Annotated in this window: 23 protein-coding genes; 14 read left to right on the top strand and 9 right to left on the bottom strand. The window is 65.3% G+C overall.

Annotation, left to right across the window (positions count from 1 at the left end):
• Nucleotides 1–240: 240 nt before the first annotated feature.
• Entirely contained in the window at nt 241–663 is a 423-nt protein-coding gene (locus tag O6P39_RS09860; protein ID WP_275611155.1) for a universal stress protein, read from the bottom strand.
• A 164-nt stretch (nt 664–827) separates the two neighbouring features.
• Between O6P39_RS09860 and O6P39_RS09855 the strand changes: the two genes are divergently transcribed.
• From O6P39_RS09855 to O6P39_RS09840, 4 genes are all read left to right on the top strand, one after another.
• A complete protein-coding gene (locus O6P39_RS09855) occupies nt 828–1751 on the top strand; it encodes a LysR family transcriptional regulator (protein ID WP_275611154.1) in 924 nt (307 codons plus the stop codon).
• A gap of 163 nt (nt 1752–1914) precedes the next feature.
• Nucleotides 1915–3510, top strand: coding sequence for an MFS transporter (locus O6P39_RS09850; protein ID WP_275611153.1), 1596 nt, complete (start codon nt 1915–1917; stop codon nt 3508–3510).
• 15 nt (nt 3511–3525) lie between these two features.
• Nucleotides 3526–4593, top strand: a complete 1068-nt coding sequence (locus O6P39_RS09845; protein WP_275611152.1) for an HlyD family secretion protein — start codon at nt 3526–3528, stop codon at nt 4591–4593.
• A complete protein-coding gene (locus tag O6P39_RS09840; protein ID WP_275611151.1) occupies nt 4590–6032 on the top strand; it encodes an efflux transporter outer membrane subunit in 1443 nt (480 codons plus the stop codon). The genes O6P39_RS09845 and O6P39_RS09840 overlap by 4 nt, the downstream gene beginning before the upstream one ends.
• An 87-nt stretch (nt 6033–6119) precedes the next feature.
• Here the strand turns inward: O6P39_RS09840 and O6P39_RS09835 are convergent, their stop codons facing one another.
• Entirely contained in the window at nt 6120–6896 is a 777-nt protein-coding gene (locus O6P39_RS09835) for a GntR family transcriptional regulator (protein WP_275611150.1), read from the bottom strand.
• A 399-nt stretch (nt 6897–7295) separates the two neighbouring features.
• Between O6P39_RS09835 and O6P39_RS09830 the strand changes: the two genes are divergently transcribed.
• Nucleotides 7296–8642: an NCS2 family permease gene (locus O6P39_RS09830; RefSeq protein WP_275611149.1), complete on the top strand. Its 1347-nt coding sequence runs from the start codon at nt 7296–7298 to the stop codon at nt 8640–8642.
• A 67-nt stretch (nt 8643–8709) separates the two neighbouring features.
• Here O6P39_RS09830 and O6P39_RS09825 read toward each other — a convergent pair whose 3' ends face one another.
• Together O6P39_RS09825 and uraH are read right to left on the bottom strand one after the other, a co-directional pair.
• Complete coding sequence (locus tag O6P39_RS09825; RefSeq protein ID WP_275611148.1) at nt 8710–10503, bottom strand: ATP-binding protein; 1794 nt, start codon at nt 10501–10503, stop codon at nt 8710–8712.
• A gap of 156 nt (nt 10504–10659) precedes the next feature.
• Nucleotides 10660–11013, bottom strand: coding sequence for a hydroxyisourate hydrolase (gene uraH / locus O6P39_RS09820; RefSeq protein WP_152224418.1), 354 nt, complete (start codon nt 11011–11013; stop codon nt 10660–10662).
• A gap of 410 nt (nt 11014–11423) precedes the next feature.
• Here uraH and puuE point away from each other — a divergent pair, with 410 nt between their 5' ends.
• From puuE to O6P39_RS09795, 5 genes are all read left to right on the top strand, one after another.
• Nucleotides 11424–12359 carry an allantoinase PuuE gene (puuE, locus tag O6P39_RS09815; RefSeq protein ID WP_275611147.1) on the top strand — a complete coding sequence of 312 codons (936 nt, stop codon included), beginning with the start codon at nt 11424–11426 and terminating at the stop codon, nt 12357–12359.
• Nucleotides 12356–12871, top strand: coding sequence for a 2-oxo-4-hydroxy-4-carboxy-5-ureidoimidazoline decarboxylase (gene uraD / locus O6P39_RS09810; protein ID WP_243804989.1), 516 nt, complete (start codon nt 12356–12358; stop codon nt 12869–12871). The genes puuE and uraD overlap by 4 nt, the downstream gene beginning before the upstream one ends.
• Before the next feature lie 70 nt (nt 12872–12941).
• Nucleotides 12942–13448, top strand: coding sequence for an ureidoglycolate lyase (locus O6P39_RS09805; RefSeq protein ID WP_275611146.1), 507 nt, complete (start codon nt 12942–12944; stop codon nt 13446–13448).
• A 52-nt stretch (nt 13449–13500) separates the two neighbouring features.
• Entirely contained in the window at nt 13501–14838 is a 1338-nt protein-coding gene (locus tag O6P39_RS09800; RefSeq protein ID WP_275611145.1) for a urate hydroxylase PuuD, read from the top strand.
• A gap of 587 nt (nt 14839–15425) precedes the next feature.
• Nucleotides 15426–16772 carry a nucleobase:cation symporter-2 family protein gene (locus O6P39_RS09795; RefSeq protein ID WP_275611144.1) on the top strand — a complete coding sequence of 449 codons (1347 nt, stop codon included), beginning with the start codon at nt 15426–15428 and terminating at the stop codon, nt 16770–16772.
• 307 nt (nt 16773–17079) lie between these two features.
• On the opposite strand, the gene O6P39_RS09790 is transcribed toward O6P39_RS09795, so the two are convergent.
• On the bottom strand, nt 17080–18639 hold the full coding sequence (locus O6P39_RS09790; protein ID WP_275611143.1) for a methyl-accepting chemotaxis protein: 1560 nt from the start codon (nt 18637–18639) through the stop codon (nt 17080–17082).
• A gap of 267 nt (nt 18640–18906) precedes the next feature.
• On the opposite strand from O6P39_RS09790, the gene dusA reads away from it, so the two are divergent.
• Together dusA and tal are read left to right on the top strand one after the other, a co-directional pair.
• Complete coding sequence (gene dusA, locus O6P39_RS09785; RefSeq protein WP_275611928.1) at nt 18907–19896, top strand: tRNA dihydrouridine(20/20a) synthase DusA; 990 nt, start codon at nt 18907–18909, stop codon at nt 19894–19896.
• 62 nt (nt 19897–19958) lie between these two features.
• Entirely contained in the window at nt 19959–20879 is a 921-nt protein-coding gene (tal, locus tag O6P39_RS09780; protein WP_275611142.1) for a transaldolase, read from the top strand.
• A gap of 61 nt (nt 20880–20940) precedes the next feature.
• Here the strand turns inward: tal and rssC are convergent, their stop codons facing one another.
• The 4 genes from rssC to O6P39_RS09760 form a co-directional block, all read right to left on the bottom strand.
• The gene (rssC, locus tag O6P39_RS09775) at nt 20941–21423 is read right to left on the bottom strand and encodes an anti-sigma factor antagonist RssC (RefSeq protein ID WP_275611141.1); all 483 of its coding nucleotides are present in this window, start codon (nt 21421–21423) and stop codon (nt 20941–20943) included.
• Entirely contained in the window at nt 21420–22604 is a 1185-nt protein-coding gene (gene rssB / locus O6P39_RS09770; RefSeq protein ID WP_275611140.1) for a two-component system response regulator RssB, read from the bottom strand. Before rssB ends, rssC begins: the two co-directional genes overlap by 4 nt.
• A 184-nt stretch (nt 22605–22788) precedes the next feature.
• Nucleotides 22789–23493 (bottom strand): VacJ family lipoprotein, encoded by a 705-nt coding sequence (locus O6P39_RS09765; RefSeq protein ID WP_275611139.1) that lies wholly within the window; start codon nt 23491–23493, stop codon nt 22789–22791.
• Between the two features lie 171 nt (nt 23494–23664).
• Nucleotides 23665–24381 (bottom strand): UTRA domain-containing protein, encoded by a 717-nt coding sequence (locus O6P39_RS09760; protein WP_275611138.1) that lies wholly within the window; start codon nt 24379–24381, stop codon nt 23665–23667.
• 112 nt (nt 24382–24493) lie between these two features.
• Between O6P39_RS09760 and O6P39_RS09755 the strand changes: the two genes are divergently transcribed.
• Together O6P39_RS09755 and O6P39_RS09750 are read left to right on the top strand one after the other, a co-directional pair.
• On the top strand, nt 24494–25237 hold the full coding sequence (locus O6P39_RS09755; RefSeq protein WP_275611137.1) for an HAD family phosphatase: 744 nt from the start codon (nt 24494–24496) through the stop codon (nt 25235–25237).
• Nucleotides 25234–25815, top strand: a complete 582-nt coding sequence (locus tag O6P39_RS09750; protein ID WP_275611136.1) for a phosphonate degradation HD-domain oxygenase — start codon at nt 25234–25236, stop codon at nt 25813–25815. The genes O6P39_RS09755 and O6P39_RS09750 overlap by 4 nt, the downstream gene beginning before the upstream one ends.
• The last annotated feature ends 2 nt before the right edge of the window (nt 25816–25817 follow it).

Raw genomic sequence — 25817 nt, 5'->3', positions numbered from 1 at the left:
CCGGGTCCTCGCTCAGGACCAACCCGGCGCCGGGGCCGCTTTTCTTTCTGTTTCGCCCACCCTCTCCTGCAGGGATGCCGCCCTCCCAGGCCAGCGCAGGAGCGGACGCTGTCCGCAATTGGTCTGTCGAGCGCTGCGTTGGGCGGGTTCGCGAGCAAGCTCGCTCCTACAGGTTCGTACTGCGCTCTTCGTAGGAGCGAGCTTGCTCGCGAACCGCACGGCACCGGACCAACAGGCGCCCTACTCCCGAACCTCGACCAGTACCGGACACGGCGCCCGCTCGATCACTCGCTGCCCCACCGAAGGATCCAGCAAGCGCTCGATGCGCCCCAGGTGCCGATGGCCGATCACGATCAGGTCGCACTCCTGGCGCTCCGCCTCACGCAGGATCGCCCGGGCCGGATCGCCCGCCACCACCGCCCCCGAAGCCACGCACGGCCGCAATTGCACCACGGCGTCATCCACCAGCGCCTGGGCCTCATGCTGCTCCTGCTCCGCCGGCGGATACTCCAGCGCGTCCTGACGCGGCATGGCGAAGGCGCGGTCCACGGCGCACACCACGTGCACCGCCGCGCCATTGCAGCGCGCCAGCTCCGCCGCCGTGGCGATGATGCGCGGCGACTGCGCCGCGCCGTCGACGGCCAGCAGAATCCGTTTGAACATGCCTTTCTCCTCGCGAAACGAAATCCGCCACCATTCTTCGGGCCAGGGCAGCGACCGTAAAGACACGCAAAACGTAATGAACCATTGCGCCAAACGCACGCTTGCCCATCGGGTCCGTCACAATGGAACATGAATGGCACCGCGCCAACCTATCCGGAGTCGCCATGGCCCTGCCCGATCTCAACCTGCTGGTCGCCCTCAACATCCTGCTCGATGAAGGCAGCGTGGTCGGCGCCGCGCGGCGCATGCACCTGAGCGCGCCCGCCATGAGCCGCACCCTGGCGCGCATTCGCGAGGCAGTGGGCGACCCGATCATGGTCCGCGCCGGGCGCAACCTGGTGCCGACGCCCCGCGCCCTGCAACTGCGCGACGAGGTCAGCGAGCTGGTGGAACACGCCATGCGCCTGTTCAACGCCAAGGAAAACCTGCGCATGGACCAGCTCGAACGCTGCTTCGTACTGCGCTCCAACAACGTGCTGGTCGGCGGTTTCGCCTCGCGCATGCTGGCGGTGATGAAGGAAGAAGCGCCGCGCTGCAGCCTGCGCATGGCTCCGGAGGCAGACTTCGACGACGAAGCCCTGCGGCAGAACCGCATCGATCTCTACATTGGCGGTACCTCGACCCTGGAACCGGAAATCCGCACGCAGACGCTGTTCACCACCAACTTCGTCGGCCTGGCGCGGCGCGACCACCCGATTTTCGACGATGAGATCACTCAGGAGCGCTTCGCCAGCTTCCCGCAGATCAGCGTGTCACGGCGCGGCCGCGCCGCAGGTCCTATCGACGAGGAACTGGCGAAACTCGGCCTGCGCCGTGAAGTCCGCCTGATCGCGCCGACCTTCCATTCCTCGATCTTCGCCCTGCTGGAGTCCGACCTGGTGCTGCCCATTCCCGAGCATTCGCTGTGGCGTCTGGACCGCCTGGGCTTCGCCCTGCGCCAGTTCGATATTCCGCTGCCACTCAAGTCGGTGGTGATCATCCAGGCCTGGCATCCGCGCTTCGACAACGACCCGGCGCACAGCTGGCTGCGGCAGACGGTGAAGCGCGTGTGCACCGAACTGCGCGAGAGCTCCGGCCTGCTGAGCTGACGGCCCAACAAGTGCATCAGGCGCACTGATTAGCTGCAATCATTTCAATTTTCACAGCTATTGGCCTTCCCTAGACTCGGTGGCAAATACCCGAGTTGATTCCTATGCCTTGCACCTTACCGCTCACCGGCGGCGGCGTCGGCCATCCCCATGGAGGCCGGCCATGACCGCGCTCGCCCCGATTTCCGCGGCCACCCCGCAGCCGGCCACACCATCGGCCGCGCAGCCCGCCAAGCCCGTGGCGCAGCCGTTCGGCCTGCGCATCGTGGTCGGCATGATTGGCGTACTGATCGCGTCGCTCAGCGCCGGCCTCAACGAGAAGGTCACCGACCTGGCCATGACCGATGTGCGCGGCGCGCTGTCGATCGGCCACGACGAAGGTACCTGGCTGCTCGCCCTGTACTCGGCGGCGCAGGTCGCCGCCATGGCCTTCGCGCCCTGGTTCTCGGTCACCGTGTCGCTGCGCCGCTTTACCCTTGGCGCCATCGCCGTGTTCGCCTTGCTGGCGCTGCTCTGCCCGTTCGCGCCGAACGTCGAGACGCTCTACCTGCTGCGCCTGCTGCAAGGCTTCGCCGGCGGCTGCATGCCGCCAATGCTGATGACCGTGGCGCTGCGCTTCCTGCCGCCGGGCATCAAGCTCTACGGCCTGGGCGCCTACGCGCTGACCGCCACTTTTGCGCCCAACCTGGGCATGCCGCTGGCGGCGTTGTGGACCGAGTTCGTCGGCTGGCAATGGGTGTTCTGGCAGGTCATTCCACTCTGCGCCGTGGCGCTGGCCGCCGTCGCCTGGGGCATTCCGCAGGACCCGCTGCGCCTGGAGCGCTTCCGCCAGTTCGACCACATCGGCCTCGCCCTCGGCCTGCCGGGCGTCCTGATGCTGGTGATCGGCCTGCTGCAGGGCGAGCGCCTGGACTGGTTCGAGTCGGACCTGATCACCCTGCTGGTGATCGGCGGCGCCGGGCTGCTGGTGGCGTTCTTCGTCAACGAATGGACGCACCCGTTGCCATTCTTCCGCCTGGACATCCTCAAACGGCGCAACTTCACCCACTCGCTGATCACCCTGGCCGGCGTTCTGGTGGTGCTAGGTGCCTGCTCAGGCGTGCCGGCGTCGTACCTGGCCTCGGCCCACGGTTACCGCCCGCTGCAATCGGCGCCCATGGCGCTGCTGGTGGCTCTGCCGCAGCTGATCTCGCTGCCGCTGGTGGCGGCACTGTGCAACATCCCGCGGGTGGATTGCCGCTGGGTCCTGGCTATCGGCATCAGCCTGTGCGGGCTTTCTGCCTTCGGCATGAGCCAACTGACCAGCGAGTGGACGCGGGAGAACTTCTATTGGCTCCTGGCACTGCAGATCATCGGCCAGCCGATGGCCGTGGTGCCGCTGCTGATGTCCGCCACCAGCGTCGTCGCGGCCATCGAAGGGCCGTTCGCCTCGGCCTGGTTCAACAGCGTGCGCGCCTTCTCGGCGGTGATGGGCAGCGCCATCGTCTCGTTCCTCATGACCTGGCGCGAGCACTACCACTCCAACCGCCTGGTCGATCACCTGGGCAACGCCTCGCAAGCCCTGGGCCTGCGCCTGGAACAGCTGGGCGGCGCCGAGAACATGGGCCGCCTGGCCAGCCAGGTACGCGGCCAGGCCGGCGTGCTCGCCGCCTCCGACACCCTGCTGGCGATGGCCTGGCTGGCCGCCGCCCTGCTCATCCTGATTCCCCTGATACCGCTGCGGGTCTACCCGCCGCGCCCGGTCATTCCCACTAACTGATTCAAAGGTCTGCCCATGTCGAAACTGAGCTCCCGTCGCGGCAGTCTGGCCCTGGTTGCCGTGCTGCTGTTCGCCCTTGTCGTCTACCTGCTGCTGCGCCTGCTGGGCCCCACCCGCGAACAGAGCACCGACGACGCCTACGTCCACGCCGACTTCACCCTGGTGGCGCCGAAGGTCGCCGGCTTCATCGAGGAAGTGCTGGTGGAGGACAACCAGTCGGTGAAGGCCGGACAGGTCCTGGCACGCATCGACGCCCGCGACTACCGCGCCGCGCTGGCCGCCGCCGAGGCCGATGTGCTGGCCGCCGAGGCGCGCCATCACCACGTCGCCGCCAACCTGGAACGCCAGCAGGCGGTGATCGCCCAGACCGCCGCCCAGGTGCAGGCCGACCAGGCCGCGCTGACCTTCGCTTCGCAGGAACTGAACCGCTACCAGCACCTCGCCAGCCAGGGCGCCGGCACCCTGCAGAACGCTCAGCAGGCACGCTCCCGCGTCGACTCGGCGAAGGCCCTGCTGGACAAGGACAAGGCCGCCGCCCTCGCCGCCCGCAAGCAGCTCGACGTGCTGCTGGCCCAGCAGGCCGAAGCCCTCGGCGCATTGAAGCGTGGCCAGGCCCAGCTGCAACAGGCGCAACTGAACCTCTCCTACACGGAAATCCGCGCGCCCTTCGACGGCATGGTCGGTCGCCGTGCCGTGCGCGTCGGCGCCTACACCACGCCGGGCAATGCGCTGCTGGCGGTGGTACCGCTGCAGGACGCCTACGTGGTCGGCAATTTCCAGGAAACCCAGCTCACCGACGTGCAACCCGGCCAGGCCGTGGAAATCAGCATCGATACCTTCCCCGGCGAGAAGCTGCGCGGCCACGTCGACAGCATCGCCCCGGCCACCGGCCTGAGCTTCGCGCCCATCGCCCCGGACAACGCCACCGGCAACTTCACCAAGATCGTCCAGCGCATCCCGGTGAAGATCGTCCTCGACGCTGACCAGCCGCTGCGCGACAAGCTGCGTGTGGGTATGTCGGTCATCGCGCGTATCGACACTGCCCAGCACGCAGCGAACGAGCAGAAGGTAGCCGTGCAATGATCGCCGCCCGTACACCTCTGTTCCTCGCCTTGCTTGCGCTTGGCGCTTGCAGCGTCGGTCCGGACTTCCAGCGCCCGAAGGATGCCGACGCGGTGAACTGGACCGCTCAGCGTGGCGATGCCCCGAGCCGGACGCTCAACGCTCCGCTGGAAGCCCAGTGGTGGACACTGCTGGGCGACCCACAGCTCAACGACCTGCAACGCCGCGTGGCAGATGCCAACCTCGACCTGCGCGAAGCCGACGCGCGCCTGCAGCAGAGCCGGGCGATCCGCCAGGCGCTGGGCGGCGACGCCGTGCCCAACGTCGGCGCGGACCTGGGCTACCAGCGCAGGCGCAACAGCGAAGTCGGCCTGAACGATCCGTCCGGCAAGGCGGGCAAGGACAGCTTCAACCAGCTCGATGGCGGCTTCGACCTGTCCTGGGAGCTGGACTTCTGGGGCCGCGTGCGCCGCGAACTGGAGGCCGCCGACGCCAACGTGCAGGCCACCGAGGAGAGCCGTCGCGACGTACTGGTCTCGGTGCTCGCCGAGACCGCGCGCAACTACTTGCAACTGCGCGCCGAACAGGACCTGGAAGCCATCATCCGGAGCAACCTGGAGATAGCCCAGCGCAGCCTGGAGCTGACCCGCTTGCGCCGCGCCGATGGTGTCGCCACCGAACTGGATGTCGCCGAAGCCCTGACCCAAGTCGCCAGCATCGAAGCGCGCCTGCCCGACAGCCAGAAGCGCCAGGCACGGCTGATCAACGCCCTGGGCTATCTGCTTGGCGAGGCTCCCGGCGCGCTGCAGGCCGAACTCGCTCAGGCCAAGCCCGTGCCGCAGCCGCCCCGTGGCGTGCCGGTCGGACTGCCCTCGGAGCTGGCCCAGCGCCGCCCGGATATCCGCCGCGCCGAAGCCGCGCTGCACGCCGCCACCGCCAGCATCGGGGTGGCCAAGGCAGACTTCTACCCGCGCATCAGCCTGAACGGCAGCTTCGGCTTCCAGGCACTGCAACTGTCGAATTTCGGCGACTGGAACAGCCGCACCTTCGGCATCGGCCCGAGCCTGTCACTGCCGATCTTCGAAGGCGGCCGGCTGAAGGGCATGCTCGCCCTGCGCGAGGCGCAGCAGAAGGAGTCGGCCATCGCCTATCGCCGCACCGTGCTCAACGCCTGGCGCGAGGTGGACGACGCCCTCACCGACTACGCCGCCGACCAGCGCCGCCTGGCCAGTCTCGATACCGCCGCCGAACATGGCCGTACCGCCCTGGCCAACGCCCGCGAGCAGTACAAGGCCGGCGCCGTGGACTTCCTCAACGTGCTCAGTGCCCAGCGCGAACTGCTGGCTACCGAGGAGCAACAGGTGCGCGGCCGCGAAGCCGTGACGACCACGCTGGTGCTGCTTTACAAATCCCTGGGTGGAGGCTGGCAGCAAACCCCGAATTCCACAGCCTCCCTGTAGGAGCGAGCTTGCTCGCTCCTACAAAAAGCCGTCAGTGCTGAAACGAAAAAGCCCCGCAGATGCGGGGCTTTTTTTCCAGTTCGTCGATCAGGCCGCGGAGTCGGCGTCCGCCTTGCTGCGGCGCGGCTTCTTCTTGCCTGCCAGCAGGTGCGAGAACACCGCGTGCAGGTCGCCGGAAGCGCCGTCGACATCCAGGTTCAGCTTGTCATCGATGTGCGCCATGTGGTGCATCATCAGGGTCACGGCCTTTTCCTTGTCGCCCTTCTCGATGGCGTCGAGGATTTCGTTGTGTTCGTCGAAGGAGCAGTGCGAACGGCCGCCGCTTTCGTACTGGGCGATGATCAGCGAGGTCTGCGACACCAGGCTGCGCTGGAAGCTCACCAGAGGCGCGTTCTTCGCCATCTCGGCAAGCTTGAGGTGGAACTCGCCGGAAAGACGGATGCCGGCGCCACGGTCGCCACGGGCGAAGCTGGACTGCTCCTGCTTCACCATGTCGCGCAGCTCGGACAGCGTATCGCTGCTGGCGTTGTCCACGGCCAGCTCGGTGATCGCGCGCTCGACGGTGCGGCGGGCGAAGAGGATCTGCCGGGCCTCGTCGATGCTCGGGCTGGCGACGACGGCGCCACGGTTGGGGCGCAGCAGCACGACCTGCTCATGGGCCAGTCGCGACAGGGCGCGGCGGATGATGGTGCGGCTGACGCCGAAGATTTCACCAAGGGCCTCTTCGCTCAACTTGGTGCCAGGAGCGAGGCGCTGCTCAAGGATCGCGTCGAAGATGTGCGCGTAAACGATTTCATCCTGGGTGCCGCTGCGGCTCTTGCCATTGCGCGGCTGCTTCCTGATCTGTTGCAACTGGTCGGTCATTGGTGTCGAACCCTGATCAGCCGGAGTGGGACCGGCGCGAAATCCGTGGGGGCTGGCGAGGAGCTGGCGTCGGCCAGGTATTGGGCAACAGTGTACACAAAATGGCCACTATCGTGCAGCCATCGCGAGCGAGTAGTGATTGACGCCAATGGCGTGTCGCCCAGCGGATGCATCCGACGTCGTCCTGCGACCATTCCGAGCCTTTTCTTGTAAAAAACTTTCACTCAGGCACTAAACATTATTTGAAGTTTTTGTACACAACTGCATAATCGCGGCGTGACTTCCTGACCCAAGGGTCAACTAATCACACCCTCACAACTCTTTCCGTTAGCGCAAGGGACGCAGGTGAACCAGCCGACGGCAAAGGGACCAACAACAAGAGCGTTGAGGAGTACCGCTGTGGAAAGCACCAAACAAGAACAACAAGCCTTTGCTTCAAGCCCGCCTGCTACCGGCCTGCTGGAACGTCTGTTCAAGCTCAGCCAGCATGGCACGACCGTGAAGACCGAACTCGCCGCGGGCCTCACGACCTTCATCACCATGGCGTACATCATCTTCGTCAACCCCAACATCATGGCCGACGCCGGTATCGACCACGGCGCCGCATTCGTCGCAACGTGCCTTGCCGCGGCGCTGGGCTGCTTCCTGATGGGGCTGTACGCCAACTGGCCGGTGGGCCTGGCGCCGGGCATGGGCCTCAACGCCTTCTTCACCTACACCGTGGTCAAGACCATGAACTACAGCTGGGAGATCGCACTGGGCGCGGTGTTCATCTCCGGCATCGCCTTCATGATCCTGACCTTCTCGCGCATTCGCGAATGGCTGCTCAACAGCATCCCGGTCAGCCTGCGCTTCGCCATGGGCGCCGGTGTGGGCCTGTTCCTCGGGCTGATCGGCCTGAAGACCGCCGGCATCGTGGTCGCCAGCCCTGCCACCCTGGTGCACCTGGGTGACCTGACCAGCCCCGGCCCCCTGCTCGCCGCCATCTGCTTCCTGATGATCGCAGTGCTGGAATACCGCCGCGTATTCGGTGGCATCCTGATCAGCATCCTGACCGTCACCGTGGCCGGCATCGCCCTGGGCATCGTCCAGTTCGGTGGCGTGTTCTCCATGCCGCCGAGCCTGGCGCCGACCTTCATGGCGATGGACATCGCCGGCGCCTTCAACGTAACCATGATCAGCGTGATCCTGGCCTTCCTCTTCGTGCACATGTTCGACACCGCCGGCACCCTGATGGGGGTGGCCCAGCGTGCGCACCTGGTGCGTGAAGATGGCCGTATCGAGAACCTGTCCAAGGCAATGAAGGCCGACAGCACCTCCAGCGCCTTCGGCGCGGTGCTCGGCGTACCGCCGGTCACCAGCTACGTGGAAAGCGCCGCGGGCGTCGCCGCGGGTGGCCGCACCGGCCTGACCGCCGTGGTAGTCGGCGTGCTATTCGTCGCGGCGATGTTCTTCGCTCCGCTGGCCGGCATGATCCCCGCCTACGCCACCGCCGGCGCGCTGATCTACGTCGCCATGCTGATGATGGGCGGCATGGCCCACATCGACTGGAACGAGCACACCGAGACCATCCCGGCCATCGTCACCGTGATCATGATGCCGCTGACCTTCTCGGTCGCCGATGGCATCGCGCTGGGCTTCGTGACCTATGTGGCCATGAAGGTCTTCACCGGCCGCCACAAGGACGTGACCGTCAGCCTCTATGCGCTGTGCGCGATCTTCGTGGCCAAGTTCATCTTCCTGTAAATTCGCTGTCCGTCCAGAACAAAAGGCCCCGGCATTGCCGGGGCCTTTTGCATTTCGGCTGGCGCCGCTACTGGACGACGGCAGGAAATGACAGCTTCACGTTGAACTCCGACCCAACACCCGGCTGGCTTTTCATCCCGATGCTCCCCTCCATGAGCTCCACAAGGCTGCGGCATAGCGCCAGCCCCAGGCCGGTGCCACCGCTGCGCACCCGAAGGTCATCCAGGGGGAAGGAAAAGGGTTCGAACAGATGCTGCTGGTCCTCGGGAGAGATCCCCGGCCCCGTGTCGATCACGTCGACTTCGACGTCGACCATTGCCGCGCCCCGTCCACGCGCGCGCAGGCGCACCAGCACCGAACCCACCTCGGTACGCTTCACCGCATTATCCAGCAGGTTGAAGACGATCTTGCGCAGCCACTGGGGATCGCACCAGACCCGTGTCTGCAGCGCCAGATCGAAGTCGCTTTCAATGCGAACCCCCTTGCTTCGGGCCGTCTCGCCGATGAGCGCCAGTTGCCGTTCAAGCAGGATCCGCACATCGATGTCTTCGGACGCCAGCGGCAAGCGCCGGGACCTGGCGCGGCTGAGCAGCTGCAAGTCATCGAGCAACGCCAGCAGATTGCCGGTGAGCTTCAGGGCCACCGCCAGGGGCTCGTCGCGCCGCGTCGGATCACTCTGGTTCCGCGCCAGTTCCAGCATCGCCATGACATTCTGCAACGGCCCCTGCAACTCGCTGCCCATCCCGGCGAGGTACTGGCTCTTGCCACGACTGATCGCATCGATCCGCGCGTTCGCGCTGCGCAGCTCGCGCACCAGCTCGTCGCGGCCGGTGACATTGATCGAACCGCAGAGGGCGCCAATCAGCGTCCCGTCACTGTCGCGGTAGGGCCTGACCCAATGCTGGTAAACCTCACGCCCCCTCTTCGAGCGGAACTCCACGTCAGCGTCGAATGGCTCACCGCGCGCGATCGCCTCCGTCAATTGCTGGGTCAGCAAAGCCGCTTCATGCGAATTGGCGAACAGCCCCAGCTCCGCCACCGTCTTGCCCACCACATCCTCGAGGCGCAGGCCGAACAGCTCTGCCGTATGGCGGTTGCAGAACAGGATGCGGCCATCGAGCCCCCGGACGGTCATCGGGTGCGGCACGGAGTCGAGCATGCTGCGCAGCAACGCCAGCTCCTTCGTCTGCTCCGGCGTCATGGGCGCCTGCTGCGGCTCGGCATCGGGCTGGTCGCCCTCCACCAGCCCATGGCGGCGCGCGATATCCACCAGCTCGACCAGCGATTTGGCGTGCAGTTTCTGCATCAGGCGGACCTTGTAGGTACTGACCGTCTTGTCGCTGATTGACAGCTGATCGGCGATGGCCACATTGCTGAACCCATTCGCCAGCAGTTGCAGCACGGTCAACTCCCGCACCGACAGGTCCTTGAGCAACTCGCCATGCCCCGCCTCTTCCGCCGCAGCGACACTGCCCAGCGCATGACTGGGGAAATAGCTGTGCCCCTGGGCGATCGCCCGCACCGCTTCGCGCACCGCCTGCGGATTCTCCTGCTTGCTGACGAAACCGGCGGCGCCCGCCGTCAGGCAACGCCCGGCGAAATACTCCGAGTCGCGGGAGGTCAGTACCAGAACCTTCACAGAAGCCCCCTGGGCCACCAATCTCTGAATGACTTCCAGGCCGCCGAGACGCGGAATCGACAGCTCCAGGATCATCAGGTCGGGACGGCAGACGCGCACCTGCTGTAGCGCTTCCGGGCCGTTGTCGGCCTCACCGACCACTTCATGGCGGTCGGCTTCCATCATCAAGCGTAAGGCATGTCGCGTAACCGGCTGTTCGTCGACGATAAGGATTCTGCTCATACCACCCTCGAAATAATGACTGCCTGTTTTTTAGTCCAAATGCACCGCTCCTGCCCGCCATAAACCCAGGAAAGAAAATCGCGGGCAAAAAAAAGCCCGCAGTGTGGGCGGGCTGAGGAAGACTCCACGAAGAGTCCGGGAAGGTCTTGCAGATAACTAGCTACCGCGATAGGTGGAGTAGCTATAAGGGGAGATCAGCAGCGGCACGTGGTAGTGGTCGGCCTCGGAGGCAATGCCGAAACGCAGTACGACCTGGTCGAGGAACGCCGGCTTCGGCAGCTCGACACCACGGGCGCGGTAATAGTCGCCGGCATTGAACAGCAGCTGGTAGACGCCGGCGCGGAAGTCCTCGCCCTGCAGCAGCGGCTCGTCGCAACGGCCATCGTCATTGGTCACGCGGGTGGCGATCAGTTCCAGCTGCTGGCCTTCGACGCGGTACAGCTCGATCTTGATGCCATGGCCAGGGCAGCCGTGGGCGGAATCCAGTACGTGAGTGGTCAAGCGTCCCATGGGCTTATCGATGTCTCCGGCGCCGCCGGCGGACACCTTCCTCCTCTGTCTTGTTGATTCGAATTCGGTGGGCTGTCGAACGGACAGCCGGCAAGTGCGCTTGCGCGGAATCGAATATACCCAGCCACACGAGCAATTGTATACAAAAAAGTGATCGGTCGTTGCAAAATCAGCCTGAACCGCCCCCAGCACTCGGGTGGCAGAAGCCTCTCAACAGTACCTGTAACCTACGTAAGACGCGGCCGGGCGGGGTCGTTGCGGCAATTCACGCATCTATAGGAAAGAGAAACGACTGTTGTGCAGATTGTATTTACAGATAGCCAAACATTTTGTATACAATGCACGCATCAACGGCAGCGCCCGATCCATCGACTCCGCGCAGACCGCCAACCACAAGAAGGAACACTGCAGTGAGCGCCGACTACCCACGCGACCTGATCGGTTACGGCAACAACATTCCCCACCCCCACTGGCCGAACGATGCCCGCATCGCCCTGTCCTTCGTCCTCAACTACGAGGAAGGCGGCGAGCGTTGCATCCTGCACGGAGACAAGGAGTCCGAAGCCTTCCTCTCCGAGATGGTGGCCGCACAGCCGCTCAAGGGTGAGCGCAACATGTGCATGGAATCGCTGTACGAGTACGGTAGCCGCGCTGGCGTATGGCGCCTGCTGAAGCTGTTCAAGAAATACGACCTGCCGATGACCATCTTCGCCGTCGCCATGGCCGCCCAGCGCCATCCCGAGGCCATCCGCCAGATGGTCGCCGACGGCCACGAGATCTGCAGCCACGGCTACCGCTGGATCGACTACCAGTACATGGACGAGGCACAGGAGCGCGAGCACATGCTCGAAGCCATCCGCATCCTCACCGATCTGACCGGCCAGCGCCCGCAGGGCTGGTACACCGGCCGCCTGGGCCCGAACACCCGTCGCATCGTGCGCGAGGAAGGCGGCTTCCTCTACGACTCCGACACCTACGATGACGACCTGCCCTACTGGGACCCGGCGAGCACCGCCGAGAAGCCGCACCTGGTAATCCCCTACACCCTGGACACCAACGATATGCGCTTCACCCAGGTACAGGGCTTCAACAAGGGCGACGACTTCTTCGAATACCTCAAGGACGCCTTCGACGTGCTCTACGCCGAGGGTGCCGAAGGCGCGCCGAAGATGCTCTCCATCGGCATGCACTGCCGCCTGCTCGGCCGTCCGGCGCGCATGGCCTCGCTGGAGCGCTTCCTGCAGTACGTGAAGGGCCACGAGAAAGTGTGGGTAGCCCGCCGCGTCGACATCGCCAAGCACTGGCACGAGAAACACCCGTTCCAAGCCCAGGAGAACAAGGCATGAGCCGCTTCCAGACCCTGACCCCGGCCAGCCTCGACCGCGCCGCCTTCGTCGCCGCCTTCGCCGACATCTACGAGCACTCGCCGTGGGTTGCCGAGAAGGCCTATGACCTGGGCGTCGACGACAGCCTGAACGACATCGAACTGCTGCAGCAGCGCATGGCCGACATCCTCCTGTCCGCCAGCCACGAGGCGCAGTTGGCGCTGATCAACGCGCACCCGGACCTGGCCGGCAAAGCCGCCATCCGTGGCGAGCTGACCGCCTCCAGCACCGCTGAACAGGCCGGCGCCGGTATCCAGGACTGCACCGCCGAGGAGTTCGCCCGCTTCACCGAACTCAACGACGCCTACAAGGCCAAGTTCGGCTTCCCCTTCATCAAGGCCGTGAAGGGCAGCAACCGCCACCAGATCCTGGCTGCGTTCGAAGAACGCATCCACAACACGCCGGAGCAGGAATTCCAGACCGCCCTGGCGGAGATCAACAAGATCGCGATGTTCCGCCTGCAGCAACTCTGAGCACGCGGATGTTCATGCCCTCTCCCCTGTGGAGAGGGGTCCATGCGAACAACGAATAAGTAGACCAGCCATGCGTACCCTGAAGATCGAGCCGTTGACCAAGGAAGCCTTCGCACCGTTCGGTGATGTCATCGAAACCGAAGGCAGCGACTTTTTCATGATCAACAACGGCTCCACCCGCCGTTATCACAAGCTCGCCACCGTCGAAACGGCGCAGCCCGATGACAAGGCGATCATCAGCATCTTCAGCGCCGAATCCCTGGAGATGCCGTTGCGCATCCGCATGCTGGAGCGCCATCCGCAGGGCAGCCAGGCGTTCATTCCGCTGCTCGGCAACCCATTTCTGATCGTGGTCGCGCCACTTGGCGATGTACCTGTATCGGGCCTCGTCCGCGCTTTCCTGTCCAACGGCAAGCAGGGCGTCAATTACCACCGCGGCGTCTGGCACCACCCGGTGCTGACGATCGAAAAGCGGGATGACTTCCTGGTGGTCGATCGCAGCGGTTCTGGCAACAACTGCGACGAGCATTTCTTCACCGAGGACGAACAGCTCCTCCTCGACCCCCAACTAAACTAATAAGAGTGGCCCGACTGCCGCGACGGCGGCACCTGGGCAAGAGGTAAAGACAGTGGAAGCACATCTCATCGAATGGGCGAACCTGCTGGTTCGCTGGGTACACATGATCGTCGGCATCGCCTGGATCGGTGCCTCGTTCTATTTCGTCTGGCTGGAGAACAACCTCAATCGCGCCAACCCGCGTGAAGGGCTCTCTGGTGATCTCTGGGCGATCCACGGTGGCGGTATCTACCACCTGGAGAAGTACAAGCTCGCACCGCCGAAAATGCCGGACAACCTGCACTGGTTCAAATGGGAGGCCTACTCCACCTGGTTGTCGGGCGTCTGCCTGCTGACCATCGTGTTCTACCTGAACCCGACCCTGTACCTGATCGCTCCGGGCAGTGATCTGGCCCCGGCCGCCGCCATTGCCATCGGCATCGGCTCGCTGATCGCAGGCTGGTTCATCTACAGCACCCTGTGCGACTCCCCGCTGGGCAAGACCCCTGCCCTGCTCGGCGCCATCCTGTTCGCCCTGATCGTCCTCGCCGCCTACCTGCTCAGCCAGGTGTTCAGCGGCCGCGGCGCGTACCTGCACGTTGGCGCCATCATCGGCACCATCATGGTGGGCAACGTGTTCCGCGTGATCATGCCGGCCCAGCGCGCGCTGGTTAAGGCCATCGAGGAAAACCGCGAGCCCGATCCGGTGCTGCCGGCCAAGGGTCTGCTGCGTTCGCGCCACAACAACTACTTCACCCTGCCGGTGCTGTTCATCATGATCAGCAACCACTTCCCGAGCACCTACGGCAGCCACTACAACTGGCTGATCCTGGCGTGCATCGCGGGTCTGGCGGTGATCGTGCGTCACTACTTCAACACCCGCCACGAAGGCAACGGCATGGCCTGGGCCCTGCCCGCCGGCGCTGTCGGCATGATCGCCCTGGCCTTTGTCACCGGCCCGAACTTCCCCAGCAGCGACAGCGCCACCAGCGCCCAAGCCGCCAAGGTGGAGTACCAGCCGCTGCCGGAAACCGCCATCGGTGGCAAGACCCCGGCCGAGCGCGCCAAGGAAGAAGCCGCGAAACCCGCCACTGCCGAGCAGGCACCCGCCCAGGCTCCGGCTGCGACGCAAGCCTCCACTGGCGGTGACGCGAACTTCGACAAGGTCCACCACGTGATCCAGGAACGCTGCGCTGTCTGCCACTCGGCCAAGCCGACCAGCAACATGTTCAGCACCGCTCCGGCTGGCGTTATGTTCGACACCCCGCAGCAGATCCAGCAGCTCGCCCCGCGCATCCAGGCGCAGGCTGTAGCCTCGCAGGTCATGCCGCTGGGCAACATCACCCAGATGACCCCGGAAGAGCGCAAGCTCGTTGGCGACTGGATCGCCAAGGGTGCCCAGGTTAATTGAGCCTGCGGCACGGCCAGAAAAACCGCACCTTCGGGTGCGGTTTTTTTATGCCCGCAGGAAAGCCAGAAGCCTGACCTGCAGGAGCGAGCTTGCTCGCGAACGGATTCACCGGCAGCTCCCTCACTGGAGCGGTTTGCGAGCAAGCTCGCTCCTACAAGGGCCCTCACAGCGCCGAAATAAAAGATGTAGGGCGCATAACGTTCGACGTTATACGCCACTTGGCCTCGGGTTCGGTTCACTCCGAGCCCCACTCCGAAGCCGGCGGATGGGCCAGGCGAATCGGCGTACAACCGCGAACGGTTGTACGCCCTACGACACTTCCGAAGCAAAAATGTAGTCCATTCGACGTATGGCTACATTTTCCTACAGGCCAGTACACACGCGGCCTAGAGCCTTCCGACACCGCCAAGACGAAACGTGACCGACGAGTTGTATACAAAAATCGATTGAACCTAATACACATCGCAAGTATAAAGTCCCGCACCGCTTCACCCGCTCGGCCCCGGGGGTGAGATCGGCCAGTACTTCCCGGTTGTCGTGCCCGTCCGGCAACCAGCGACTGACAACAATAAAAACCGAGGTGTTGCATGTCCGTGGTATCTGAGCGCTCCCATACCGGCTCGCCTGTCGACCAGCGTTTGCCCTTGCTGCAGCTGCTGCTGGTCGGGTTCCAGCACGTTCTCCTGATGTATGGCGGCGCCGTCGCCGTCCCCCTGATCGTCGGCCAGGCCGCCGGTCTCTCCCGCGAGGAAATCGCCTTCCTGATCAACGCCGACCTGCTGGTCGCCGGCATCGCCACGCTCGTGCAATCGCTGGGCATCGGCCCGGTGGGCATCCGCATGCCGGTGATGATGGGCGCCAGCTTCGCCGCAGTAGGCAGCATGGTGGCCATGGCCGGGATGCCCGGCGTGGGCCTGAACGGCATCTTCGGCGCGACCATCGCTGGTGGCTTCTTCGGCATGCTCATCGCGCCGTTCATGAGCCGCATCGTGCGCTTCTTCCCACCGCTGGTGACCGGCACCGTGATCACCTCCATCGGCATGTGCCTGTTCCCGGTGGCGATCAACTGGGCCGGTGGCGGCGAAGGCGCAGCCAATTTCGGCGCGATCGAGTACCTCGCCCTGTCCTCCTTCGTGCTGGCCGTCATCCTGCTGATCAACCGCTTCCTGCGCGGCTTCTGGGTCAACGTCTCGGTGCTGATCGGCATGCTGTTGGGCTACATCATCGGCGCCAGCATGGGCATGGTCAGCCTGGACGGCATCGAGCAGCGTCCCTGGTTCGACGTGGTCACCCCGCTGCACTTCGGCGTGCCGGAGTTCCACCTGGCTCCGGTGCTGTCCATGTGCCTGGTGGTGGTGATCATCTTCGTCGAGTCCACCGGCATGTTCCTCGCGCTGGGCAAGGTCACCGAGACCGAGATCTGCCCCAACCGCCTGCGCCGTGGCCTGCTGTGCGACGCCAGCGCGTCGTTCTTCGCCGGCTTCATGAACACCTTCACCCACTCGTCGTTCGCCCAGAACATCGGCCTGGTGCAGATGACCGGCGTGCGCAGCCGCTACGTCACCGCTGCCGCCGCGGTGTTCCTGATCATCCTGAGCCTGCTGCCCAAGGCCGCCTTCCTGGTCGCCTCGATTCCGCCGGCGGTACTGGGCGGCGCCGGCATCGCCATGTTCGGCATGGTCGCCGCCAGTGGCATCCGCATCCTCCACGAGGCGGACATCGTCGACCGCCGCAACCAGTTGCTGGTGGCGGTGAGCATCGGCATGGGCATGGTGCCAGTGGTACGTCCGGACTTCTTCGCCGCCCTGCCCCAGTGGATGGAGCCGATCACCCACAGCGGTATCGCCATGACCTCGATCTGGGCAGTGGTGCTGAACATTCTGTTCAACATCCTCGGCGAACATGGCCGGGATGCCCTCTGCGGGCATCACTGAGTCCCTTTCGCGGGCGCTTCCCGGGCGCCCGCTTCTGAAGCCGCGCCCACTCCTGCGCGGCTTTTTTTCGTCTGCGCGGGGACCTCTCTGTTTTGTAGGAGCGAGCTCGCTCGCGAACCGCCTGAACATCGGAGTCATGGGGAAGTACAGTTCGCGAGCAAGCTCGCTCCTACACGGTAAGCAGGCCCCGGGGACTCCACTTCGACCGCTCAGTCGAAACCGAGCCCGGCACCAGCCCCGCCATCAGCCACAGACGGCCCCGTGGAGCGCACCCGCCTTACTGCGCAGCAGATCGCGGACAGGCCGCTCAGGACTCCGGGCGATAACCCAGGCGCAATCCACCCCACTGCCGGCCGCCCACCACGATCGGCACCGACAGGTCATGCATCAGTTCCCCGGTATCGCGACAGTAGGTCTGCAGCAACATCGGCTGGCTGTGACTGCCGCAGCGCAGGCCGGTACGATCGTTGAACAGGCGCTTGCTGCGGCTCTTGAGCATGTCGACCTGGACATCCCCGGTGGGCGGATGATTGAACGCCTGGTTGTGGGTCGGCACGTAGCCTTCGGCGGTGCAGGCAATCGCGAACACCAACCCCTCATGGCGCTGCAGCAGGTTTTCCTGGATGCGCGGCAGGACCTCGTCGGTATAGCGGTCGAAGCGCGTGCGGTACTTCTGCGGATGGGTGCCCGGCACCGGCTGGTAATCGCGGTCGAACAGGTCGCCGAGGCTGATGCGACCGGCATCGAGATCGGACTCGAAACGCGCAGCGATGGCCTGCGCGCCCTCGCGGGCCAGGTCGTAGGCGCGCTGGTGGTAATCGTCCAGGGCAACCTCGGCCAGGCGCTCGCTGACCGTCTCGGCCTGGGTTTCCAGCTGCAGCGCCGCTTCCGCCAGGCGATGGGTCTGCTCGTCACTCACGCGCAGGTCGCCGCGCACCTGCTCGACGGCGGCGAACAGGCTGTCCAGTTGGCTGCGGTTGATCTCAGCCCCCTCGGCGATCTCGGTGATCTGGGTTTCCACGGTGGCGGCCAGGCCGGCGATGTCCTGCAACTGCCGGCCGGTGCCTTCCACCTGGCCGACACCCTGGACCAGGTCGTCGGCCAACTGGCGGATCTGCTCCACCACCTCGCTGGTCTGGCGCTGGATGTCTTCGACCATCTGCCCCACTTCATCGGTCGCCTCGGCGGTGCGCCCGGCCAGCCCGCGCACCTCCTCCGCCACCACCGCGAAGCCGCGCCCGTGCTCGCCGGCACGCGCCGCCTCGATGGCCGCATTGAGCGCCAGCAGGTTGGTCTGGCTGGCGATGGACTGGATCACCTGGGTGACCCGTGCAATCTCTTCGCTGCGCGCATTCAGCGTCTCGATCAGCGCGCGGCTGGCATTGGCGCGCTCACTGAGCTGGTGCATGCAGTCGATGGCAGCCTGCAATTCGCCACGTCCCAGGTCGCTGCCGGCCCGCGCACGGGTTGCGGCGTCCATCGCCTGGCGGGCCAGGTTGGAAGTGGCGCGCTCGGTGTGGATCATGACTTCGGCACTGCCGACAATCTGCTCGGCGGCCACCAACTGGGATTCGAGCTTCTCCACCAGACGCTGCACCGAATAGGACACGCCGGCGGCGGACAAGGCATTGCGGCTGGTCCCCCGCGACAGCTCGCGGGTCAGCTCGGCGACATCCGGCAACACCGCCAGCGCGCTGGCCGGTACAGCGCCCCGCCGGATGAACCACGGCCCCCAGAGCAAGGCTGCAGCCAGCAACAGGCACAGCGACAGCGGCCAGCCGCCCAGCGCTTGCGCGATGAACAACAGCACCAGGCCACAGGTTTGCAGGGAAAGGATGAGGACGATACGCGGACGCGCGGTATCCATGACGGCAGCTCTCTTCTGGCGGGCGCTCGGCCGGGACTCATGGGAACCGGCCGGGAACCCTGATTATTCTTGTCAGGGCCATTAGGCCGTCTACGCCGGCCTGCGGCTATCGTCCCTTAGTAGCACGGAATGCACACACATCGACCGTCTGCCAGTTTCCGTGCGCTCGGCCGGCAAGACCGGTAAAATCTCCGCCCTTTCCGCCGGCGCGAGCGATTTCGCGCCCCCAGCGACTCCCGATCCGACGTACCGATGACCACTGCCACGATGACCGCCCCCGCCCGTCCCGAGCCTTCCCGCCGCTTCAGCGTCGCGCCCATGATGGACTGGACTGACCGTCACTGTCGCTTCTTCCTGCGCCAGCTGTCCAGCCACGCCCTGCTCTACACGGAGATGGTCACCACCGGCGCGCTGCTGCATGGCGACGCCGCACGCTTCCTGCGCCATGACGAGTGCGAGCACCCGCTGGCGCTGCAATTGGGCGGAAGCAATCCGGCAGACCTGGCGGCGGCGGCAAAGCTGGCCGAGGAGGCCGGCTACGACGAGGTCAACCTGAACGTCGGCTGCCCCAGCGACCGCGTGCAGAACAACATGATCGGCGCCTGCCTGATGGGGCATCCGGCACTGGTAGCCGATTGCGTGAAGGCCATGCGCGATGCCGTGTCGATCCCGGTGACGGTCAAGCACCGCATCGGCATCAATGGCCGTGACAGCTATGAAGAACTGTGCGACTTCGTCGGCCAGGTGCGCGACGCCGGCTGCCGCAGCTTCACCGTGCACGCGCGCATCGCCATTCTCGAAGGCCTGTCACCCAAGGAGAACCGCGAGATTCCGCCGCTGCGCTACGACATCGCCGCGCAGGTCAAACGTGACTTCCCCGACCTGGAAATCATCCTCAACGGCGGCATCAAGACCCTGGAGGAATGCCGCGCGCACCTGCAGGTGTTCGACGGCGTCATGCTCGGCCGCGAGGCGTACCACAACCCCTATCTGCTGGCCCAGGTGGATGCGGCGCTGTACGGCTCGGACGTACCGGCGATCAGCCGCGCCGACGCCCTCGCGCGCCTGCGCCCGTATATCGAGCGGCACATCGCCGAAGGCGGCGCGATGCACCACGTGACCCGCCATATCCTCGGCCTGGCCCAGGGTTTCCCCGGCGCGCGACGCTTCCGCCAGTTGCTTTCGGTGGACGTGCACAAGGCCGCCGATCCACTGGCACTACTCGACCAGGCGGGCGAACTTCTCAGAGGTCATTGAGTCCCGTTGAGCGGCGCATCGGCCTCGGGTAAGGTCGATGCATCCTCCACGGAAAACTCGCCATGACCTCCAAGCTCGAACAACTCAAGCAATACACCACGGTCGTCGCTGATACCGGCGATTTCGACGCCATTGCCCGCCTGAAGCCGGTGGATGCCACCACCAACCCCTCGCTACTGCTGAAAGCCGCCGCCCTGCCCCGTTACGCCGAGCACCTGGCCCGCGCCACCGAGGGCGCCCGTGGCGATGCAGGCCTGGCCTGCGACCGCTTTGCCGTTGCCGTGGGCAAGGACATTCTTGGCGTGATTCCGGGGCGCATTTCCACTGAAGTGGACGCCCGCCTGTCCTTCGATACCGAAGCCACCCTGGAGCGCGCCCGCCGCCTGATCGGCCTGTACGACGAGCATGGCGTGGGCCGCGACCGCGTGCTGATCAAGATCGCCTCCACCTGGGAAGGCATCCGCGCCGCCGAACAGCTGGAACGCGAAGGCATCCAGACCAACCTGACCCTGCTGTTCTCCTTCGCCCAGGCCGCCGCCTGCGCCGATGCCGGCGTGTTCCTGATCTCGCCCTTCGTCGGCCGCATCTACGACTGGTACAAGAAGGCCAACGGCCGCGACTACGTCGGCGCCGAAGATCCGGGTGTGCAGTCGGTCTCGCGCATCTACCGCTACTACAAGGCCAACGGTTACGCGACCGTGGTGATGGGCGCCAGCTTCCGCAACCTCGGCCAGATCGAGCAGCTCGCCGGCTGCGACCGCCTGACCATCAGCCCGGACCTGCTGCAACAACTGGCCGACGCCCAGGGCGAACTGCCCCGCGTGCTGCAGCCCGGCGGCGGCGAAGCGCGCCAAGTGCTGGACGAAAGCGCCTTCCGCTGGCAGATGAACGAGGACGCCATGGGCACCGAGAAGCTGGCCGAAGGCATCCGCCTGTTCGCCCGCGACCAGGAAAAGCTCGAAGCGCTGCTCTCCGGCCGTTAAGTCAGGCACGCGAAAACGCAAACCGGCGCCCAGGGCGCCGGTTTTCATTCAAGGGCTGAAATCAGTGACGCTCGAGGGCGCTCACCAGATCGTGGAAAGCTTCGCGATTGGACTCGTTGAGCCCCATCAGGATGCGGTGGGCTTCCAGCACCTTGCTGCGCACCACGTCCTCGGACTGGTCCTGCGGCGGCAGATCAGTGAGGCAATCCGTACACGGAATCGGACGATCGACGATGTTGAACACCTGATCGAAGCCCATCGACTGCAATAGACGAGTGATGTCCGGGTTGGTGGTCACCAGCGTAGGCAACAACCCGACCTTCTGCCGCGACAGAATCGACAACTTGGCCAGGAGGCCCAGCGTAGTGCTGTCGATGCTCTGGGTTTCCGTGAGATCAATGATGATCGCCGAGAAATTCAGCGCAGCGAAGATTTTTTCAATGGTGGCATCCAGCGCCGAACACAGGGTCAGTCGGACGTCGCCCACGAACTTCAGGACAAATGAGCCATCCTGCTCGGCGAACTGGATTTTACCGGTACTCATGCAAGGTTCCTGCTCAACACCAGCAAGGCAATATCATCCGGCATCTCGGACAACTTGGCCAGTCCGAAGACCTGGCGCAGGCCATCCAGCGTTCCGCCGGCGGCGACGACCTGCTCTGGCAGGGCCGTCTCCTTTTCTTTCAGGGTAGCTCCCGGCAGCACATCGAGAATGCCGTCGGAGAACAACGAAAGGCTGAAGGACTTGGGAAGATCCATTACATGATCCTCGTAAGTCGCTTCGTCGAACAGCCCCACCGGCAGGCCACGACCTTCCAGGTAACGGGCGTCGCCGTCGACATAGAGTACCGGCAGCGGCAAGTGGCCGCCGATGCTGTAGGTCAGGCGATCGGTTTCCAGGTCGATCACACCGCCGAGCATGGTCACGTGCTTACCCAGCTTGCAGTTGATCAGGCCACGGTTGATGTGCGCGAGCACATCGGACGGCTTGAACTCCGGCAGCATGCCGTTGCGCCGCGACTCGTAGAGCAGGCGCGTGGTCATGAACTTCAGCAGCACGGTGACGAACGCCGAGGAGGCGCCGTGACCGGACACGTCGGCCAGGTAGAAGCCGATGCGGCGGGAATCGACGCGGAAGTAGTCGACGAAATCACCCGACAGGTACAGCGACGGGATGATCTGGTGGGTAAACGCCAGACCGTCGGACTCCCACGGGGTTTCCGGCAGCATGTTCATCTGCACCTGGCGACCGGCGTTCTGGTCTTCCTGCAGCAGGTTCAGGCTGGCCTGCAACTCGCGGTTGGCGGCTTCGAGCTTCTCGCGGTAGCGGCGGTTTTCCGAGCGCAGGTAGGCACGGTCCAGGGCGCGGCGAACCGAATGCTCCAGAACGGCGAGGTCTTCCAGCGGCTTGATCAGGTAGTCGGCGGCGCCCAGGCGCAGGGCCTCGACCGCATCGCTCATGACGCCGGCACCGGAAAGCACGATGACCGGGGTTTCCACCGCCATCTCGCTGACGCGACGGATCAGCTCCAGGCCGTCCATCTGCGGCATGCGCAGGTCGCAGATCACAAGGTCGGGCAGCTCATGCTCGAATACTTGCAGGCCCTGCTGGCCATTGGTGGCCTGCAGGACGGTGAATCCGCTGTCTTCCAGGTAGGCGGCGAGGCTTTCTCGAACGACGTCGTCGTCATCGATGATCAGCAGCGAGGCACTGGGTTTGTGCATGGGTCATCCAGGCAAACGGCGCCGGAGGTAGTGGTGATGGCGCTCATTCAAGGGAACAACGGCGCGGGTCGGGTGCGACAAGGCGCAGACACTACTCCCATCCGCCCGAGGGTTCAAGCGGACGCCGCCCGCGACCGGGTCTGCCGGACGCGGGGGCCTGTGCCTGCCGGACGGAAGGGCCGGATCAGAAGTCGTCTTCGACCTGGCCGTCCTTGACCTTGAACTCGCGGTTCTGCAGGTAGGCGTTGCGGATGAAGTTGTACTTGTCGCCGCTGATCAGCTTCTCGGACTTCAGCAGGTCGGCACGGGTATCGACGATGTCAACGCCACGCATGGTGTTACGCACCGGCACATTGTCGATGTACGGATAGGGGCCGGTGTAGGCATCCGGAATCAGCGACGGCGCATCGCGCAGGGTGCTCGGGCCCAGCAGCGGCAGCATCACGTAGGGGCCGCTGCCCACGCCGTAATGGCCGAGGGTCTGGCCGAAGTCTTCGTCGTTGCGGCGCAGGCCCATGTGGGTAGCGACGTCAAAGAAGCCGGCGAGGCCAAAGGTGGTGTTGAACAGCAGGCGGCTGGTGTCGACGCCGGCGTCGCGCACTTTCAGCTGCAGCAGGTCGTTGACCAGGTTCTTCACGTCGCCGATGTTGCTGAAGAAGTTGTGCACACCGTCCTGGACGAAGTTCGGGGTGACGTACTGGTAACCCTGTGCCAGCGGCTTGAGCGCATAGGTGTCCAGGGTGTCATTGAAAGTGAAGATCGGGCGGTTGATGCTCTCCCACGGATCATCCTCGCTCTCGGCCTGGGCCAGGAAAGGAATCGTCGCCAGGCAAGTAGCAGCGAGCAGGCTGAGGCAGCGTTTCGTCCTTTGGACGCCTAGTGGGCGCATCGGTAATTCTCCAGTGAATGACATTCCGGGCCGACCTGAGCAGGCCCGCTACGCGGGCGGATTATATAGGTCTGCGAGTGTTTTGATGAACAGGAAGCCCCTCGCGGGAGTTCGAAACAGGGCTCCCGCGAGGGTGATCTGCCACCTCTCAGGGCAAAGCATAGTGCCACTTCAGTCCGGAAAGCGTGCATCGATGACAATTTCCAGCGCATCGGAGCGCCAGAACTCCTGGTCCCATTCCACCAGACGCCCATCTTCGACGTAGCTGCAGCGCTCCACATACAGGCCTGGCGAGCCGGGCGTGAGCTGCAGCGGCACGGCCTGGGGCTCGACCAGCGCCGTGGGATGCATCGCCAGCTCGCAGCGCGACAGCGTCAGCCCCAGGCGTTCGCGCAGAACCTGGGTCAACGACCGGTCCAGCGCCTCGTCGAGCAGACCGGGACACCAACTGGCGTCGAGCGTGATCTCCTCCAGCATCACCGGGCGCTCATCGACCCAGCGGCGACGGCGGACCCGGAACACCTCGGCGTCATCCGCCAACCCCATCCGCCGAGCCAGCACAGGGCCGGCGGAACAGCGCTCGGCCGACAAGACCTCGGTGCGCGGCGTGCGCCCCTGGGCCTGGACGTAATCCATGAACCCCGTGGCGCGCGTCGGGTTGTAGCGAATCCGCGGCGGGGATACGAACCAGCCACGGCGATTCTCGCGGTACAGCACGCCTTCGGTTTCCAGCTGCTGCAGCGCCTCGCGCAGGGTCACGCGGGTGCAACCGAAACGCTCGGCCAACTCGCGCTCGGGCGGCAGGCGCGGCCCCAGGGCCGAATCGGCGACGTCCCGGGCCAACTGGTCGCGGATGCGCAGGTAATGGGGAACGGGTTCGACCGGCATGCGGCTGTCTCCAGAAAATGCGCGGCGATTATAACGACAGCGGCGACCACTTCATCGGACCGTCACATTGGCCCGGTAGCCTGGCCTAGACCAATTATCAGAAAACCCCACCATGCCTGCCACTGCCGAGCTCCCGCGCTTCACCTCCCTGCTGTTCGGACTGTCCGGCGATCTGGTGGACTTCGGCGCAAGGACGCTGCCGGTCGCCCTGCAGCGCACCTGTCCCGACTGTCCGCCAGAACGCCTGGCCGACGCCCTCGCCCTGCCACCTCAGGACGCCCTCAACCACGCGCTGGGCCGCAGCGCCGATGGGCAGGAGCGCAGCCGCTTCCAGTCCGCCCTGGACGAAGCCGCCCAGGCCCACGCCGAAGCCACTCCCAGCGCCCTGGATACCTTGCAGGCGCTGAACAAGCAGGGCGTGCCCTGTGCCTGGCTCGACGAACTGCCAAGCGCCACCACGCTGCACCTGGCCACCGCGCTGGACGGACAGTTGGCCGCCGGACTGGACGTCGGCGGCCGCCAATGGCCGGCGCCGGATGCCTGCTGGCAGGCGCTGATGCAGCTGGGCAGCCCGCACCTGGACGGCTGCGTGCTGGTCAGCGGCCAGCCACGGCTGTTGCAGGCGGGCCTGAATGCCGGGCTGTGGACCATCGGCCTGGCCGCCAGCGGTCCGCTGTGCGGCCATGCACCGGGCGACTGGGACGCCCTGACGAACCTGGAGCGCGATCGCCTGCGCGCCCAGGCGACCCTCGGCCTGTACCGCCTCGGTGTGCATTCGGTCATCGATCACCTGGGCGAGCTGGATTCCTGCCTGCAGGACATCGCCAGCCGCCGCCTGAAAGGAGAAAAGCCATGAAGCACGCTCGCCACCGCTTCATCGATGAACTGGCCGAGCGCTTCGCCAGCCACGGCGCGGAGCCCTACGGCGAGGCCATCAGCCAGGCCGAACACGCCCTCCAATGCGCGACCCTGGCCGAACGCGCCGGCTGCGCTGACAGCCTGGTGATCGCCGCCCTGCTCCACGACATCGGCCATCTTTACGAAGACCCGGCCGTGCTGGAAACCCAGGACCTGCGCCACGAAGAGTTCGGCGCCAACCTGCTGCGCGAACTGCTCCCCGAGTCGGTCTGGCAGCCCGTGCGCCTGCACGTCGCCGCCAAGCGCTACCTGTGCGCGGTGGACCCGGCCTATCACGCCAGCCTGTCCTGGGCCTCGCGGCAGAGCCTGGCGCTGCAGGGCGGCGCCTTCGACGAGCGCGGCGCAACCGCCTTCATCAGCGCGCCCTACGCGCAGGACGCCATCACCCTCCGCCGTCTGGACGACCTGGGCAAGGACCCGTCCATGCGTACCCCGGAGCTGGAACACTTCTTCCCACTGCTCGAACGCCTGCTGCGGGTTGATCGGTATCAGGCAGGGGCGCGCGCGGCGAGTTAAGC

Source organism: Pseudomonas sp. PSE14, from assembly GCF_029203285.1.
Classification (GTDB): Bacteria; Pseudomonadota; Gammaproteobacteria; order Pseudomonadales; family Pseudomonadaceae; genus Pseudomonas.
Note: the sequence above shows the minus strand (reverse complement) of the source record. Positions and strands in the feature narration are given on the sequence as shown.